This window comes from Allobosea sp. UC22_33 (genome assembly GCF_042700715.1).
GTDB lineage: Bacteria > Pseudomonadota > Alphaproteobacteria > Rhizobiales > Beijerinckiaceae > Allobosea.
Genome location: NZ_CP170556.1, coordinates 4,108,078 through 4,121,992, shown reverse-complemented (window position 1 = coordinate 4,121,992; position 13,915 = coordinate 4,108,078). Strand labels below are relative to the sequence as shown.

The following is a 13,915-nucleotide window of genomic DNA, read 5'->3' as shown; positions in this document are numbered from 1 at the left end:
ATGCCGACGGTCTATTTCGTTACCCACCCGGAAGTCGTCGTCGATCCGCAGGTTCCCGTGCCGGATTGGGGGCTGTCTGCTATCGGCTGGCAGCGCATCGAAGCCTTCTGCCAGCGACCGGAGCTGGCTGACGTGACCGACGTCTTCACCAGCGACGAGCGCAAGGCGATGGATTGCGCCGAGGCCTTGCAGCGCGCTCGCGGCCTGCCTTTCACGGCGCGCGAGGACCTGCGCGAGAACGACCGGTCGGCCACCGGCTATGTCGCGCCGCCACGCTTCTGGGAGATCGTCGACCAGTTCTTCGGGCAGCCGGATACCAGCATTCTCGGCTGGGAGACGGCGCGCGACGCACAGGCCCGGATCAAGACCGGCGTCGCCGCCTGCATCGCCGCGAGACGCGGCACAGGCGACCTCGTGATCTTCGCCCATGGCGGCGTCGGCACGCTGCTGCTCAGCGACCTCTTGGGCGAGCCGATCTCGCGCCGGCATGGCCAGCCCATCGCGGGCGGCGGCTGCTATTTCGCCTTCGACATGGAAAGCTGGGCGCTGCGCCATGGCTGGCACGACATCGTTCCTGAAGGGGCACGGACGACGCCTTGACCCCTGACCGTCAGCCCCGCGTCCGCACCAGCGAGAGCGCTCCGGCGATCGCATCGCTCTTCACATGGCTCAGCCGGCGCCGGACATCCGGCGCGAGCCAGGCTTCCATCGCCGATGACAGGCCGCCGATCAGCGCAACCCGCGGCACATCGCGCTCGAACAGCGTGCGCACCATCGCGTCGATCATCGCAGCGGCGTTCTGCATGATCATGCGGGCATGGGAATCGCCGAGATCGGCATGGCGCAGCACGAGCGGCGCGAGCGTCGCGTAATCGGTGGCGTGAGCCTTGTCCATCCAGGCGATGACCTCGAAGGGATCGGCCTGGAAGCGCGCCAGCACGTCCTGGGTGAAGCGCGTCGCCGGCTCGCGCCCGTCATGGGCACGCAGCGAGACGCGGATAGCGGCGAGGCCGAGATCGGCGCCGCTGCCCTCGTCGCCGATCGGAAAGCCGTAGCCGCCGATGCGAAGTTCCTCGCCGTTCACCCGGGCGAGCCCGATCGAGCCCGTGCCGATGATGACGATGCCGCCATCCTCGCCGGCATGCGCGCCGAGGCAGGCCGCCAGCCCGTCGCTCTCGAACACGGTTTGCGCGAAGGGCGTCTCCCAGGCAGCGAGCGCCTCCTGCATGCCCTTGCGCCCGATGCCGGCAAGGCAGATGCCGGCATGGACGCGCGCGAGATCGGCCTCGCTCAGCCCGGCCTCGGTGATGGCGCCACGCGCGGCCTGCATCACGGCGCCAAGCGAGGTTTCGAGCCCGAGCCGGAGCGAGGCCGGGCCGGCGATGCCGGAGCCCAGCACCTCGCCGGCTGCGGTTTCGAGGCGGCAGCGGCAGCCGGTGCCGCCACCATCGACGCCGAGATAGAGATCGGCGGGCGCGCTCATGCCGGAACCCGCTCGATATCGGCGCCGCAGCGCTTGAGCTTGCGGTCGAGCGCCTCATAGCCGCGGTCGAGATGGTAGATGCGGCTGACCACGGTCTCGCCTTCGGCGACGAGGCCGGCGAGCACGAGGCTGACCGAGGCGCGCAGATCGGTCGCCATCACCGGCGCCGCCTTCAGGCTGGCGACACCGCGCACGGTCGCGCTCGTGCCCTTCAGGGTGATGTCGGCGCCGAGCCGGACCAGTTCCGGCACATGCATGAAGCGGTTCTCGAACACCGTCTCGCGGATCAGCGAGGTGCCGTCCGCCACGCTCATCAGCGCCATGAACTGCGCCTGCAGATCGGTCGAGAAGCCGGGATAGGCCTGGGTCATGATGTCGATGCCGGTGAGCCGGCCGGGGCGCGTCACCATCAACCCGCGATCGCTCGGCCAGAGCCGGACGCCGGCTGCTTCCAGCGCCTCGCCGACCGCGGCGAGATGTTCGAGTCGCGCGCCGACCAGCTCGAGCTCGCCGCCGGTGATCGCAGCGGCAACCGCATAGGTGCCGGCCTCGATCCGGTCCGCGACGATCTCGTGGGTCGCGGGCGAGAGGCTCTGCGCGCCCTGGACCAGCAGGCGGTGGCTGCCGATGCCCTCGATCCTGACGCCCATCGCCGTGAGGCAACGCGCGAGATCGAGCACCTCGGGCTCCTTGGCGGCGTTGACGATCTCGGTCTCGCCCTTGGCGAGGCTCGCCGCCAAGAGCGCGGTCTCGGTCGCGCCCACCGAGGAGAAGGGGAAGACGATCCGTGCGCCGGTCAGGCCTCGCGGCGCCTTGGCCTCGATATAGCCGCCGGCCACGGTGATCTCGGCACCGAGTGCTTCCAGCGCCTTGATATGAAGGTCGACTGGCCGCGCCCCGATCGCGCAGCCACCCGGCAGCGAGACGCGCGCCTGGCCGAAGCGCGCCACCAGCGGGCCGAGCACAAGGATGGTCGCGCGCATCTTGCGGACGATGTCGTAGCTCGCCTCGCGCGGCCCGGCCTTGGTGGCATCGAGCGTCAGCGCATCGGCGGCCCGGCCCGAGAACGTCACGCCATAGCCTTCGAGCAGCGCCTGCATCGTCTGGATGTCGACGACATCCGGCAGGTTGCGCAGGGTCAACGGCTTGTCCGAGAGCAGCGCCGCGGCGAAGGCCGGCAGCGCCGCGTTCTTCGCGCCGCGAATCTCGACCGTGCCGGATAGCCTCTGGCCGCCGCGGATCAGGAGTTTGTCCATCAGCCCTGTCTCCGTGCCGGAATCATCGGCTTCTCATAGCGCAGGAAGAGATGCTGCGCCCCAGCGAACTCCCGCTCGCAGTCATCGGCGACCTGCCAGCCGGCCCGCTCATAGAAGCGGCGCGCGCCCTCGTTGGCGGCGAAGACTTCGAGCGACCGGGCGCCATTTGCTTCCGCATAAGCGAGCAGCGCGGCGCCATGGCCTTGGCCGGTCTCGGCGGCGAAGAGCATGGCGATATGCCCGTCCCTGACCAGCAGCACGCCGCGCACGCCATCCGCGTCCAGGACCGTCAGCTCAGCGAGCTCCCGGGCAAAGCGGGCCTCGAAATGCGCCCTGTCGAAATCGAGCGCGGCATCGCCGATGATCGGCCGGAAGTGGGTGGCGTAGGCCCGTGCCATCAGCACGGCGGCCGGGGCGATATCGTTCGCGGCCGCCTTGCGGATGATCACGACTGGCCCCGGAGCCGCGGGTCGAGTTCGTCGCGCAAGGCGTCGCCGAGCAGGTTGAAGCCGAGCGAGAGCAGGAGGATGCCGAACCCGGCGAAGATCGCATTCCAGGGCGAGAGCAGCACGAAATTGCGCCCTTCCGCCAGCATCAAGCCGAGCGAAGGCGTCGGCGGCTGGGTGCCGAGGCCGAGGAAGGAAAGCGAGGCCTCGACCAGGATCGCGGCCGAGAGCAGCAGCGAACTCTGCACCAGGATGACCGAGGCGAGATTGGGCAGGATATGGCGCAGCATGATCCTGATATCCGTCGCGCCGATCGAGCGGATGCCGGCGACGAAATCGCTCTCGACCAACACCATGGCGGGCCCGCGGATCAGGCGCGCGAAGATCGGCACATAGACCACGGCGATGGCGATCGCGGCGCTCTCCGTGCGCGGCCCGAGCATGGCGATGATGCCGATCGCCAGCAGCATCACCGGGAAGGCGAAGAGGATGTCCATCGCCCGCATGATGATGCGATCCCACCATCCCCGATAGAAGGCGGCGAGCAGGCCGAGGCTGCCGCCGATCACGAGCGCGAGCCCGACCGCGATGCCGCAGGCGATCAAGGCCGTGCGGTAGCCGTAGAGGATGCGCGAGAGGATATCGCGGCCGAGATGGTCGGTGCCGAGCCAATGCGCGAGGCTCGGTCCCTTCAGGCGGGCGACGATGTCCTGCGCCAATGGGTCGTAAGGCGCGACCAGCGGAGCGGCGAGCGCGAGCGCCAACTGCAGGACGACGAAGATGCCGGCGACGATGGCGATGCAGCGGCTCTGGCTCATGATGCGGTCCTGAGCCTTGGGTCGATCAGCGCATAGGCGAAATCGACGAGGGCGTTGACCAGAACGAAGCCGATGGTGACGACGAGGATCGTGGCCTGGACGAGCGGATAGTTGCGCTCGGCGATGGCGCCGAGGATCAGGCGGCCGAGGCCGGGGATCGAGAAGACCTGTTCGACCACGATCGCGCCGCCGAGCAGATAGCCGGTCATGATGCCGACGCTGGTGACGAAGGGGATCAGCGCGTTGCGCAGGGCATGCCGGTAGAGCACGGCCCGTTCGCCCAGCCCCTTGGCGCGCGCGGTGCGGATATAATCCTGGCCGAGCGCATCGAGCATGGCGGTGCGCACCAGCCGCGAGAGGTTGGCGAGGATCGGCAGCGCCAGCGCGATCGCCGGCAGCAGGAGACGCTGGAGATTGCCGAGCGGGTCCTCGCTGAACGGGACATAGCCGAGTGAGGCGAAGCTCGGCGCCAGCGTCGCGACCGTGATCAGCATGACGATGCCGAGCCAGAAGGAGGGGATGGTGAGCCCGGCGATGGCACCGACGCGCAGCACGAGGTCGGCCCGTCCGCCGCGCCAATGCGCCATCAGGCAGCCGACCGGGATCGCAAGCCCTGCTCCGAGCACCAGCGCGAACAGCGTGAGCTGGAGCGTCGGCCAGATCTGGGCGGCGATCTCCTGCATCACCGGCCGGCCGGTCCAGATCGAGGTGCCGAAATCGCCGCGCAGGGCATGGCTGAGCCAGACCCAATACTGCTCCAGCAAGGGCCGGTCGAGCCCGAGCGCGCCGCGCATCGCGGCGATACGCTCCGGCGTCACCTCGGTATTGGCGCCGAGCATGATCGCCACCGCGTCGCCCGGGATCAGCCGGATCATCAGGAAGACGATCACGGAGATCCCGAACAGCACGATCACGAGGTCGAGGCTGCGCTGCAGCAGGTGACGGAGCATGCCTCGACGTTGCCCCCGTTAGCGCAGGCTGGCGCGGCCGAGCGAGACCAGCGAGCGGTTGGCGTAGATGTCGTAGCCTTGCAGGGTGCTGCGCACCGCGCTGAACAGCGTGGGATAGGCGATATGCGCCGCAGGCCCGGTGCAGCCCAGGATCTTCTGCGCGTCGCGATAGGCGGCCTGGCGCGCCGGCTTGTCCAGCGTCGCGCGGCCCTTGTCGAGCAGGGCGTCGAGCTCGGGGTTGCTGTACTTGAAGACGTTGGTCGAGCCGCCGGTGCGGAAGGCGCGGTAGAAGTAATCGTCCGGCTCGATGCTGCCGGCATTGGTCGAGGCGAAGAGATCGAAATTCGAGTTGCGCCAGTCCTGCACGAACTGGCCGAGCTCGGGGTTCTTCAGCTCGACCTTGAAGCCGGCCTTGCCGAGCTGCTGCTGCACGACCTGCGCGATGTCGCGGATGTCCTGCCGGGGCAGCACGGTCATGCTGACCGCGACCGGCGTCGCGACACCAGCCTCCTTGAGCAGCGCCTGGGCCTTGGCCGGATCATAGGCGTAGCAAGGCAGGTCCTTTACATCGACGGCCCAGTCCTTCAGCACGGCCGGCAGCGGGGCGGCCGGCGCGCCGCTGCCGAACAGCGCCGCGTCGATGATCTCCTTGCGGTTCAGCGCGTAGTTCAGGGCTTCGCGCACCTTCGCATTGTCGAAGGGCGGCTTCGACGCGTTCATGCCGATCAGCGTGTAGGCGAGCTCGGTCGTTTCCTGCATCGCGACATTCGGCTTGCCCTTGAGCTGGAGCGCGGTCGCCGCATCGATATGCGGCAGCAGCGCGAACTGGCCGTTGCCGATACCGACCTGGCGCGTCGCCGCCTCCGGCACAAAGTTGAACTTCACGCCCGCAAGCTTGACCTCGGCCGCGTTCCAGTAGCCGGCATGCTTGGCGAGACGGATGAAGCCGTTCGGCTGCCATTCCTCGAACTTGAACGGGCCGGTGCCGACGGGCGCGCGCTGCAGCGCGTCCTTGTTGGTCTCCAGCCCACGCGGCACGATGGCGATGCCGGTCAGCGAGGCGAGCAGCGGCGCGGAGGGTTCCTTGAGCTTCAGCTCCAGCGTGGTCGCGTCCACGGCGGTCGCGCTTTCCATCGCGGAGAGGCGGCTGGCGAGCGGCGAGCCGACATCCTTCGACAGCACGCGGCGCAGCGACGAGGCCACGTCTTCCGCCTCCATCGGCTTGCCGTCATGGAAGGTGACGCCGGGGCGCAGCTTGAAGGTCACCGTCTTGCCGTCGGCCGAGGCGGTCCAGGACTGGGCGAGCCCCGGGATGATGTTGAGGTCCTTGTCGAGGGCGGTCAGGCCCTCGTAGATCGGGCCGAGCACGATCTGGGACGAGGCGAAGGCCGTGACGATATGCGGATCGAGCCCGGCGGGCGAAGCCTCGACGGCGACCTCCAACACCTGGGCCGAAGCGGTGCCCGCGAGCAGCGCGAAGGCGGCAGCGGCGACGCTGCAGCGCAGTGCGCGACGCAGCCCGGAACCCTGTTTCACGACATGAAGCATGACACCCCTCCTGATGTGATGGACGGCGCCTGTTCCGACGCTCGTATGAACCGATCGCATATGGACCACTTACGGACCAATCTGGACAAGGCTTAGCCGATCGCCTAGAGCCGGTGCAAGCCTCGAAGCAGCGACTTCGGGGGTTTGCAGGGGCGAAATGACGATGCGTGACCTCGACAAGCCCGTATTGACCGCGATCGGCGTGATCAGCGGTACCTCGATGGACGCGATCGACGTCTCGATCGTCGAGAGCGACGGGCGCGATCAGCTCCGCTTCGGCGCCGGTGCCGGTTACCCTTACCCGCCCGAGACGCGCCGCCAGTTGCAGGCGCTGGTCGCCGAGGCCGAGCGCGCGGTGACCGAGCCGCTGGTCGAGCTCGAAGCCGCCGTCACCGCGGCCCATCTCGACGCGGTCAAGCGCTTCATGGCCGAGCAGGGCATCAAGCCCGAAAGGGTCGATCTCGTCGGCCTCCACGGCCAGACCGTCTATCACCGCCCCGAGATCCGCTTCACCCGCCAGCTCATCGACGGCCCCGCCGTGGCGCAGGCCTTGGGCATCCCGACCGTCGACCGCTTCCGCCATGCCGATGTCGAGGCCGGCGGCGAAGGCGCGCCCTTTGCGCCGCTCTATCACCGCGCGCTCGCTCAGGGGCTGGAGCAGCCGGTGATGGTGCTCAACTTGGGCGGCGTCGGCAATGTCACCTATATCGACGGCGACGACGTGATCGCCTTCGATACCGGTCCGGCCAGCGCGATCCTCGACGATTTCGTCCTGCGCCGCCTCGGCAAGACCTATGATTCCGACGGCACGCTGGCGGCGAGCGGCACGGTCCGCGAGGACCTCGTCGCCGCGTTCATGGTCAATCCCTATTTCGATCGGCCGGCGCCCAAGTCGCTGGACCGCAACGATTTCCACCGCCGCGCCCAGGTGGTCGAGGCGCTCTCGGATGCCGATGGCGCCGCGACGCTCGCGGCCTTCACGGTCGAGAGCGTGGTCGATGCGCTCCGGCATGTGCCGAAGGCGCCGCGGCGCTGGCTGGTCACCGGCGGCGGGCGCCTGAACGGTCATTTCATGCGCCGCCTGCACGAGCACCTTGGCGTGCCCGTCGAGCCGGTCGAGGCAGCCGGCTGGGCCGGCGACGTCATCGAGGCGCAGACCTTCGGCTATCTCGCGATCCGCTCGGTAAAGGGCCTGGCCCTCAGCCTGCCCGGCACGACCGGTGTGCCACAGCCATTGACCGGCGGGCGGCTTAACCTGCCGGGCTAGGCAGGGGGACGGTTGCTGAAGGGGTTCGGAACTACCTTTGTCATTCCGGGGCTTCGCGAAGCGAAGAACCAGGAACCCACGACGGGGTGAGCCACCTACCACGCGGCATCGAATGCCTCACCCCGTCGTGGGTTCCGGGTTCACGCCTGCGGCGCGCCCCGGAATGACAAGGGTGGCTCGCAACCGCTCCGATCGACCGTCAGCACACCACCTAACGCCTGAGCAGCCAGCAGGCGCCGATGATCAGGGCGGCGCCGAGCATGGCCTGCGGCGTCGGCATTTCCGAGAAGAAGACGAGGCCGATCAGGATCGCCCAGATCAACCCGGTATATTCGACCGCGACAAGGCGGCTGGCCTCGCCGCGCGCGAAAGCCAGTGCCAGCGCGATATGGCCAGCCAGCCCCAACGCGCCGATCAGGATGAAGGCCGGCCAATCGGCTGACGCGACCGGCGCCCAGAACAAAGCCGCGGGCAAGGCAAGGATCGCGGCGGGGATTGCCGACTGGAACAGCGCGATCGTCAGGGGCGGATCGCCGCGCTTCGCCCGCTGACGCAGCAGCACGACGGAGAGCGCATAGGCCACCGCGCAGCCGAGCACGGCCGCGATCCCAAGCGCCCGCGCCGGTGCGATCGCGTTGAGGCTGAAGCCGCCGGCCGTGACCATGACGCCGGCAAAACCGAGCACCAGCGCGAGATAGACCATCGGCTTCGGCCGTTCGCCGAGCAGCGGGATGGCGATCAGCGCGACCAGCAGCGGCGCGATGAAGGAGATGATGAAGACCTCCGCCAGCGGCAGAACGGAAAGTCCGTAGAAGAAGCCGAGCGTCGACAGAGCGACCATGACGCCGCGCAGCAGGTTGCCGGTGACGACGCCGCGATCCGGCAACGGCGCGCGCAGAACAAGGAACAGCAAGGCGCCCATCGCCGCAGTCACCGCGAAGCGCAGGAAGGTGAGGTGCAAGGCGCTGTAGCGCGGCGAAAGCTCCTTCACGACGCCGTCCATCACTGTGAGCAGGGCGATGCCGACGAGGCCGAGCAGGAAGGGCGGGACGGCGGCGGTCAGGCGGGCGGGACGGGAAATCTGCGGTTCTGGCTGCGTCATGGCTTCCCTGTCCGCTTCCGGCTTGCTACTGGGCTAAAGTGGACTTAATTTGGTCTGGTCACAAGAGGCTGTTCATGGCGACGGAAGATGTCAGCGCACGCTTTCAGGAGCTCGATGCCTGGGGCGATCTCGATATCCTGAAGGCGCTCTACGAGGGCCAGCTTGCGGCCGTCGCGGCGATCGCGACCTCATTGCCTGCGATCGCCGAGGCCGTCGCCGCCGCCGTGCCGCGGCTCGAGGCCGGCGGGCGCCTGATCTATGCCGGCGCCGGCACCTCCGGGCGCATCGGCGTGCAGGACGGCGCGGAGCTGACCCCGACCTTCGACTGGCCGGAAGAGCGCCTCGGCTTCGCCATCGCCGGCGGCGACGAGGCAATCCTGCACGCGGTCGAGAACGCCGAGGATTCGGTCGATGACGGCACCGAGGCGATGCGCCGGATCAATATCGGTCCCAACGACGTCGTCATCGGCCTCGCCGCCAGCGGCCGCACGCCCTACACGCTCGCGGCGATCGGCGAGGCCAAGGCGCGGGGCGCCCTGACGCTCGGCATCGCCAATAACCGCGGCTCGGCCCTGCTGCGCACCGCCGATCTCGGCATCCTCATCGAGACCGGAGAGGAGGTCGTCGCCGGCTCGACCCGGATGAAGGCAGGCACCGCGCAGAAGATCGTGCTCAACCTGTTCTCGACCCTGCTGATGATCCGGATGGGCCGCGTCTATCGCGGGCTGATGGTCCATATGCGGGCGACCAACGCCAAGCTCAGGCACCGTGCAGCCGAGATGGTGGACATGATCACCGGCTGCGGCATCGAGGCCGCCGCCCGGCATCTCGACCGCGCCCGTGGCGACGTCAAGCGCGCCGCGCTGCTCGCCAGCGGCGCCGATATCGCCCTTGCCGAGACCCTGCTCGCCCGACACCGCGGCAATCTGCGCCTCGCTTTCGTCGATCTCTCTGCTGGGGCGACGGACAAGGCCCCGGCCGCATCCAGGGCGGCGCCGTGAGCGAGACCTCTCCCGGACGCGGCTCGCGGCGTCCGCGTGAGGCCGCCTCCGGGACCGCGCTCGAAGCGATGCCAGCGAAGCAGCAGGCGATCCTGCAAGCCCTGGCCGGCGACGATCCGACACCGCGCTATCTCAGGCTCGCCGGTGCCCTGTCGCGCCTGATCGAGAGCGACGTCTTCCAGCCGGGGGATGCGGTGCCCTCGGAGCGGGACCTGGCGCAGCTCACCGGCTATGCCCGCGTCACCGTGCGCAACGCGATCGACGAGCTCATCCGCAGCGGCACGCTCTCGCGCCGGCATGGCTCGGGCACCTTCGTCGCCTCGCGCATCGAGCAGCCGCTCTCGGTGCTGGCGAGCTTCTCGACCGATATCGAAAACCGCGGCGGCCGGCCCGGTTCAGTCTGGCTCTCGCGGGAGCTGACGCGGCCGAAGCCACAGGAATCGATGGCGCTCGGACTCGGGCCGGGCGACGGCGTCGTGCGCCTCACCCGCGTCAGGACCGCCGATGGCGAACCGCTTGCGATCGAATGCGCGGTCGTGCCCGCCAGCATCCTGCCGTCGCCGGACCTCGTCGAGATGTCGCTCTATGCCGCGCTCGCGCAGCGCGGCGCCGTTCCGGCCCATGGCGTGCAGCGCATCCATGCCGGCCTCGCCACCGCCGACGAGGCCAAACACCTCGGCGTGCCGGCCGGCAGCGCCCTGCTCAGGATCGAGCGGCGCGCCTTCCTCGCCAACGGCAAGCCGGTCGAGTTCACGGTCTCCGCCTATCGCGGCGACCGCTACGACTTCGTCGCGACCCTGAAGGGTGAAGCCATGGGGCCGCAATCATGAGCCTTTCCGAGCTGCCGGTCTCGCGCATGTCGCGCGAGGTCGCGGAAATCCCGCAAGCCGCCGCCCGCCTCCTGGATGAGGTGCGGGAGACGATCGCGCGGGTCGCGGCGGCGCTCGACATGAACAGCATCAGCCATGCCGTGGTCAGCGGCCGCGGCAGCTCCGGCCATGCCGGCACCTATCTGCGCTATCTGATCGAAACCCGCCTCGGCCTTAGCGCCGCACCCGCGGCTCCCTCGGTGGTGACGCGCTACGGCGCGAGCCCGCGTCTCGGCGAGGCGCTCTACATCCTGATCTCGCAATCCGGCCGCAGTCCCGATCTTGTCGCCGCGGCCGAGCAGGCGACGGCCGCTGGCGCGCAGACTATCGCCATCGTCAACGATGCGAACTCGCCCGCCGCCCTTGCCTGTCGCCATGTCATCCCGATTGCCGCCGGTCCCGAGCTCGCCGTGGCCGCGACCAAGACGGTCGTCAACACCATGCTCGCCAGCCTGCTGCTGGTCGGGGGCCTTGCCGAGGACAAGGCGCTCGCCGCTGTGACGAGGATCGCGCCCGAGCGGCTGGCGCAGGCGCTCGCCCTCGACTGGTCGCCCTGGGCGCGCCGACTCTCCTCCGCTCCGGCCGGCTTCGTTATCGGGCGCGGGCTGAGCCTCGGGCCTGCTCGCGAGGCGGCGCTCAAGGCAGCCGAGATACTGGGTGTACCGGTGCTCGCGTATAGTGCCGCCGAGGTCCTGCACGGTCCCAAGGCGGCGATCCGCGGCGAGCATCCTATCCTCGGGCTCAATGCCGGCGGCGAGGTTTCAGACAGTATCGAGGACGCGCTGGCGACGCTTGGCTGCCAGGGCAGCCCGATCTTTGCGGGCTCAGGACCGCAGCCGAGTCTGACGGGCCTCGGCCCGGGCGAACCGGCGCTGGACGCCATTGCTCTGCTGGTGCCGGTCTATCGCGCGCTCGAAGCGGAAGCCGCCCGTCTCGGCCGCAACGTCGACAGCCCGCCCGGACTGCTCAAGGTCACGGAGACGCTCTGATGGTCGCAGCCCGGCAGGCCTGGCGCGCGAAACGCCTGTTCGACGGCGCTGAGATCCTGAGCGATCGGATCGTCGTCGCCGAGGACGGCATCGTCAGCGCGATCCTTCCGGCCGATGCCGCACCCGATTGCGTGGTCGAGGACCTGCCCGAGGATGCCGTCCTGTCTCCCGGCTTCATCGACATCCAGGTCAATGGCGGCGGCGGCGTCATGCTGAACGACAGCCTGAAGGTCGATGGCATCGCCACGATCTCAGCCGCCCATGCCCGCTTCGGCACGCGCTTTCTGCTGCCGACGCTGATCAGCGCCAGCCGCACCGATATCGGCCGCGCGATCGCGGCGGCGCGCGACGCGATCGCGCAGGGCGTGCCGGGCGTCCTCGGCGTGCATATCGAAGGCCCGTTCATCAATCCCGAACGCAACGGCGCGCATCCGCTCGGCAACATGCTGCGGCCGGAGCCGTCGGATGTCGACCTGCTCGCCGGGCTGGGACCGACGGGCGTGACGCTGGTGACGCTTGCTCCCGAAATCGTTCCACCGGGCTTCATCCGTGCGCTGGTCGAACGCGGCGTCAGGGTTTGTGCCGGTCATAGCAACGCCACCGCGGCGGATATGGCGCGCGCCCATGCCGGAGGGCTTTCCGGCGTCACCCATCTGTTCAACGCGATGTCGCAGCTCGGCTCGCGCGAGCCCGGCGTGGTCGGCGCGGCAATGTCCGACCTCGGACTCGCTGCCGGTATCATCGCCGATGGTCACCATGTCGCCTGGCCCTCCTTCCAGGCTGCCTTCCGCGCCATCGGGCCGGAGCGGATGATGCTGGTCACCGACGCCATGGCGACGATCGGCTCGCCACGCGATGCCTTCGAGCTGTTCGGCGAGACGATCCGTGTCAGCGACGGGCGGCTGGTCAATGCCGAGGGCCGGCTGGCGGGAGCCCATCTCGACATGAACACAGCGATCCTCAATGCGCATCGCCATGGCGGTGCGACCCTGGCCGAGGCACTCGCGATGGCGAGCACCGCACCGGCGGCCTATCTCGGCCTCTCCGGCAGCCATGGCCGGATCGCGCCGGGCCGGAAAGCCATCTTTTCGGTGCTGCGGACAGCGGCCGGGTTGTCATCGTAATCATCATATGCCCGCCCGCCTTAGTGTTGGAACGGTGCCGTTCGTCCGATAACCTCGCGCAATGTGCTCGCGCGAGGGCGAGCGGCAAAGGTCTGGCACCATGATCCTGGTCTGCGGCGAAGCGTTGGTCGATCTGTTTGCTGAGGCTGGTCAGGGGGGCGAGATGCCGGCGCGGATCGTGGCCGGCGGCTCGCCGTTCAATGTTGCGATCGGCCTGTCGCGGCTCGGCATCGAGGCGGCCTTCCTCGGCGGCATCTCGCGCGACGGTTTCGGCACCCTGCTCGCCGATCTCCTGGCGCGCGAAGGGGTCGACGATCGCTATCTCGTCCGGACCGACCGGTTCACCACCATCTCGGTCGTGACGACCGGCAGGGACGGGCATCCCGGCTATGCCTTCCACGGCGAAGGCGCAGCCGATCGCTCGCTCACCGCTGCCGATCTGCCGGCGGTTCTGCCGGATGCGATCCAGGCGCTGACCTTCGGCTCCTACACCATGGCGGTGGAGCCCGTCGGCCCCGCCTTCGCGGCGCTGGCCGAACGGGAACGCGGCCGGCGCGTCATCAGCGTCGACCCGAATCTGCGCCCGACCGCGATCGGTGACATGTCGGGCTGGCATCGGGCCGCCGAACGCTTCTATCGCGCGGCGACCATCATCAAGGCCAGCGACGAGGACATCCGGATCGCCTGGGAGGGGCAGGTCACCGTCGCGGAAGCCGCTTCCCATTGGCTCGGTCTGGGAGCCCGTCTCGTCGTCGTCACGCAGGGCGAGCAAGGAGCGACCGCCTTTTCCGCCGCCGGTCCGGTGTCTGCGCCCGGCCACCGGGTCGCGGTGCAGGATACGGTCGGCGCCGGCGACACCTTCCACGCCGCATTGCTTGCACGGCTTGCCCATACCGGCCGACTCAGCCCGGAGGCGATCGCGGCGCTTGACCGCGAGGCCCTTGCCGATCTTCTGGCCTACGCCGCTGCGGCAGCGGCGATCACGGTGACCCGCCGGGGTGCCGATCTGCCGACTGCAGCCGAGGTCGAAGCGATCGGGCGGCGATCCGGAGTGGCTTGACG

Annotated in this window: 14 protein-coding genes; 7 read left to right on the top strand and 7 right to left on the bottom strand. The window is 69.1% G+C overall.

Annotated features, from left to right (window positions below; all coding sequences use genetic code 11):
- On the top strand, positions 1-600 hold the full coding sequence (locus tag ACFJGT_RS20035; RefSeq protein WP_377841519.1) for a histidine phosphatase family protein: 600 nt from the start codon (positions 1-3) through the stop codon (positions 598-600).
- A 10-nt stretch (positions 601-610) separates the two neighbouring features.
- Here the strand turns inward: ACFJGT_RS20035 and ACFJGT_RS20030 are convergent, their stop codons facing one another.
- The 6 genes from ACFJGT_RS20030 to ACFJGT_RS20005 are packed head-to-tail and all read right to left on the bottom strand — an operon-like array spanning position 611 to position 6,501.
- The gene (locus ACFJGT_RS20030) at positions 611-1,483 is read right to left on the bottom strand and encodes a BadF/BadG/BcrA/BcrD ATPase family protein (RefSeq protein WP_377841515.1); all 873 of its coding nucleotides are present in this window, start codon (positions 1,481-1,483) and stop codon (positions 611-613) included.
- On the bottom strand, positions 1,480-2,739 hold the full coding sequence (gene murA / locus ACFJGT_RS20025; RefSeq protein ID WP_377841511.1) for a UDP-N-acetylglucosamine 1-carboxyvinyltransferase: 1,260 nt from the start codon (positions 2,737-2,739) through the stop codon (positions 1,480-1,482). Before murA ends, ACFJGT_RS20030 begins: the two co-directional genes overlap by 4 nt.
- Entirely contained in the window at positions 2,739-3,188 is a 450-nt protein-coding gene (locus ACFJGT_RS20020; RefSeq protein ID WP_377841507.1) for a GNAT family N-acetyltransferase, read from the bottom strand. The genes murA and ACFJGT_RS20020 overlap by 1 nt, the downstream gene beginning before the upstream one ends.
- Positions 3,185-4,003 carry an ABC transporter permease gene (locus ACFJGT_RS20015; protein ID WP_377841504.1) on the bottom strand — a complete coding sequence of 273 codons (819 nt, stop codon included), beginning with the start codon at positions 4,001-4,003 and terminating at the stop codon, positions 3,185-3,187. The genes ACFJGT_RS20020 and ACFJGT_RS20015 overlap by 4 nt, the downstream gene beginning before the upstream one ends.
- On the bottom strand, positions 4,000-4,953 hold the full coding sequence (locus ACFJGT_RS20010) for an ABC transporter permease (protein ID WP_377841502.1): 954 nt from the start codon (positions 4,951-4,953) through the stop codon (positions 4,000-4,002). The genes ACFJGT_RS20015 and ACFJGT_RS20010 overlap by 4 nt, the downstream gene beginning before the upstream one ends.
- 18 nt (positions 4,954-4,971) lie before the next feature.
- Positions 4,972-6,501, bottom strand: coding sequence for an ABC transporter substrate-binding protein (locus ACFJGT_RS20005; RefSeq protein ID WP_377841499.1), 1,530 nt, complete (start codon positions 6,499-6,501; stop codon positions 4,972-4,974).
- 157 nt (positions 6,502-6,658) lie between these two features.
- Between ACFJGT_RS20005 and ACFJGT_RS20000 the strand changes: the two genes are divergently transcribed.
- Positions 6,659-7,768 (top strand): anhydro-N-acetylmuramic acid kinase, encoded by a 1,110-nt coding sequence (locus ACFJGT_RS20000; RefSeq protein ID WP_377841497.1) that lies wholly within the window; start codon positions 6,659-6,661, stop codon positions 7,766-7,768.
- A gap of 211 nt (positions 7,769-7,979) precedes the next feature.
- Here ACFJGT_RS20000 and ACFJGT_RS19995 read toward each other — a convergent pair whose 3' ends face one another.
- Positions 7,980-8,870: a DMT family transporter gene (locus ACFJGT_RS19995; protein ID WP_377841495.1), complete on the bottom strand. Its 891-nt coding sequence runs from the start codon at positions 8,868-8,870 to the stop codon at positions 7,980-7,982.
- A 74-nt stretch (positions 8,871-8,944) separates the two neighbouring features.
- On the opposite strand from ACFJGT_RS19995, the gene ACFJGT_RS19990 reads away from it, so the two are divergent.
- The 5 genes from ACFJGT_RS19990 (at position 8,945) to ACFJGT_RS19970 (ending at position 13,913) form a co-directional block, all read left to right on the top strand.
- The gene (locus ACFJGT_RS19990; protein ID WP_377841493.1) at positions 8,945-9,871 is read left to right on the top strand and encodes an N-acetylmuramic acid 6-phosphate etherase; all 927 of its coding nucleotides are present in this window, start codon (positions 8,945-8,947) and stop codon (positions 9,869-9,871) included.
- On the top strand, positions 9,868-10,701 hold the full coding sequence (locus ACFJGT_RS19985) for a GntR family transcriptional regulator (RefSeq protein ID WP_377841491.1): 834 nt from the start codon (positions 9,868-9,870) through the stop codon (positions 10,699-10,701). Before ACFJGT_RS19990 ends, ACFJGT_RS19985 begins: the two co-directional genes overlap by 4 nt.
- Positions 10,698-11,729 carry an SIS domain-containing protein gene (locus ACFJGT_RS19980; RefSeq protein WP_377841489.1) on the top strand — a complete coding sequence of 344 codons (1,032 nt, stop codon included), beginning with the start codon at positions 10,698-10,700 and terminating at the stop codon, positions 11,727-11,729. Before ACFJGT_RS19985 ends, ACFJGT_RS19980 begins: the two co-directional genes overlap by 4 nt.
- Positions 11,729-12,853, top strand: coding sequence for an N-acetylglucosamine-6-phosphate deacetylase (gene nagA, locus ACFJGT_RS19975; protein WP_377841486.1), 1,125 nt, complete (start codon positions 11,729-11,731; stop codon positions 12,851-12,853). The genes ACFJGT_RS19980 and nagA overlap by 1 nt, the downstream gene beginning before the upstream one ends.
- 100 nt (positions 12,854-12,953) lie before the next feature.
- On the top strand, positions 12,954-13,913 hold the full coding sequence (locus tag ACFJGT_RS19970) for a carbohydrate kinase (protein ID WP_377841483.1): 960 nt from the start codon (positions 12,954-12,956) through the stop codon (positions 13,911-13,913).
- Positions 13,914-13,915 lie beyond the last annotated feature (2 nt).

Bases quoted from the DNA above. Each gene is read 5' to 3' on its own strand.
- ACFJGT_RS20035 (WP_377841519.1), top strand. From the start codon at position 1: ATGCCGACGGTCTATTTCGTTACCCACCCGGAAGTCGTCGTCGATCCG.
- ACFJGT_RS20030 (WP_377841515.1), bottom strand. From the start codon at position 1,483: ATGAGCGCGCCCGCCGATCTCTATCTCGGCGTCGATGGTGGCGGCACC.
- murA (WP_377841511.1), bottom strand. From the start codon at position 2,739: ATGGACAAACTCCTGATCCGCGGCGGCCAGAGGCTATCCGGCACGGTC.
- ACFJGT_RS20015 (WP_377841504.1), bottom strand. From the start codon at position 4,003: ATGAGCCAGAGCCGCTGCATCGCCATCGTCGCCGGCATCTTCGTCGTC.
- ACFJGT_RS20010 (WP_377841502.1), bottom strand. From the start codon at position 4,953: ATGCTCCGTCACCTGCTGCAGCGCAGCCTCGACCTCGTGATCGTGCTG.
- ACFJGT_RS20005 (WP_377841499.1), bottom strand. From the start codon at position 6,501: ATGCTTCATGTCGTGAAACAGGGTTCCGGGCTGCGTCGCGCACTGCGC.
- ACFJGT_RS20000 (WP_377841497.1), top strand. From the start codon at position 6,659: ATGACGATGCGTGACCTCGACAAGCCCGTATTGACCGCGATCGGCGTG.
- ACFJGT_RS19995 (WP_377841495.1), bottom strand. From the start codon at position 8,870: ATGACGCAGCCAGAACCGCAGATTTCCCGTCCCGCCCGCCTGACCGCC.
- ACFJGT_RS19990 (WP_377841493.1), top strand. From the start codon at position 8,945: ATGGCGACGGAAGATGTCAGCGCACGCTTTCAGGAGCTCGATGCCTGG.
- ACFJGT_RS19980 (WP_377841489.1), top strand. From the start codon at position 10,698: ATGAGCCTTTCCGAGCTGCCGGTCTCGCGCATGTCGCGCGAGGTCGCG.
- nagA (WP_377841486.1), top strand. From the start codon at position 11,729: ATGGTCGCAGCCCGGCAGGCCTGGCGCGCGAAACGCCTGTTCGACGGC.
- ACFJGT_RS19970 (WP_377841483.1), top strand. From the start codon at position 12,954: ATGATCCTGGTCTGCGGCGAAGCGTTGGTCGATCTGTTTGCTGAGGCT.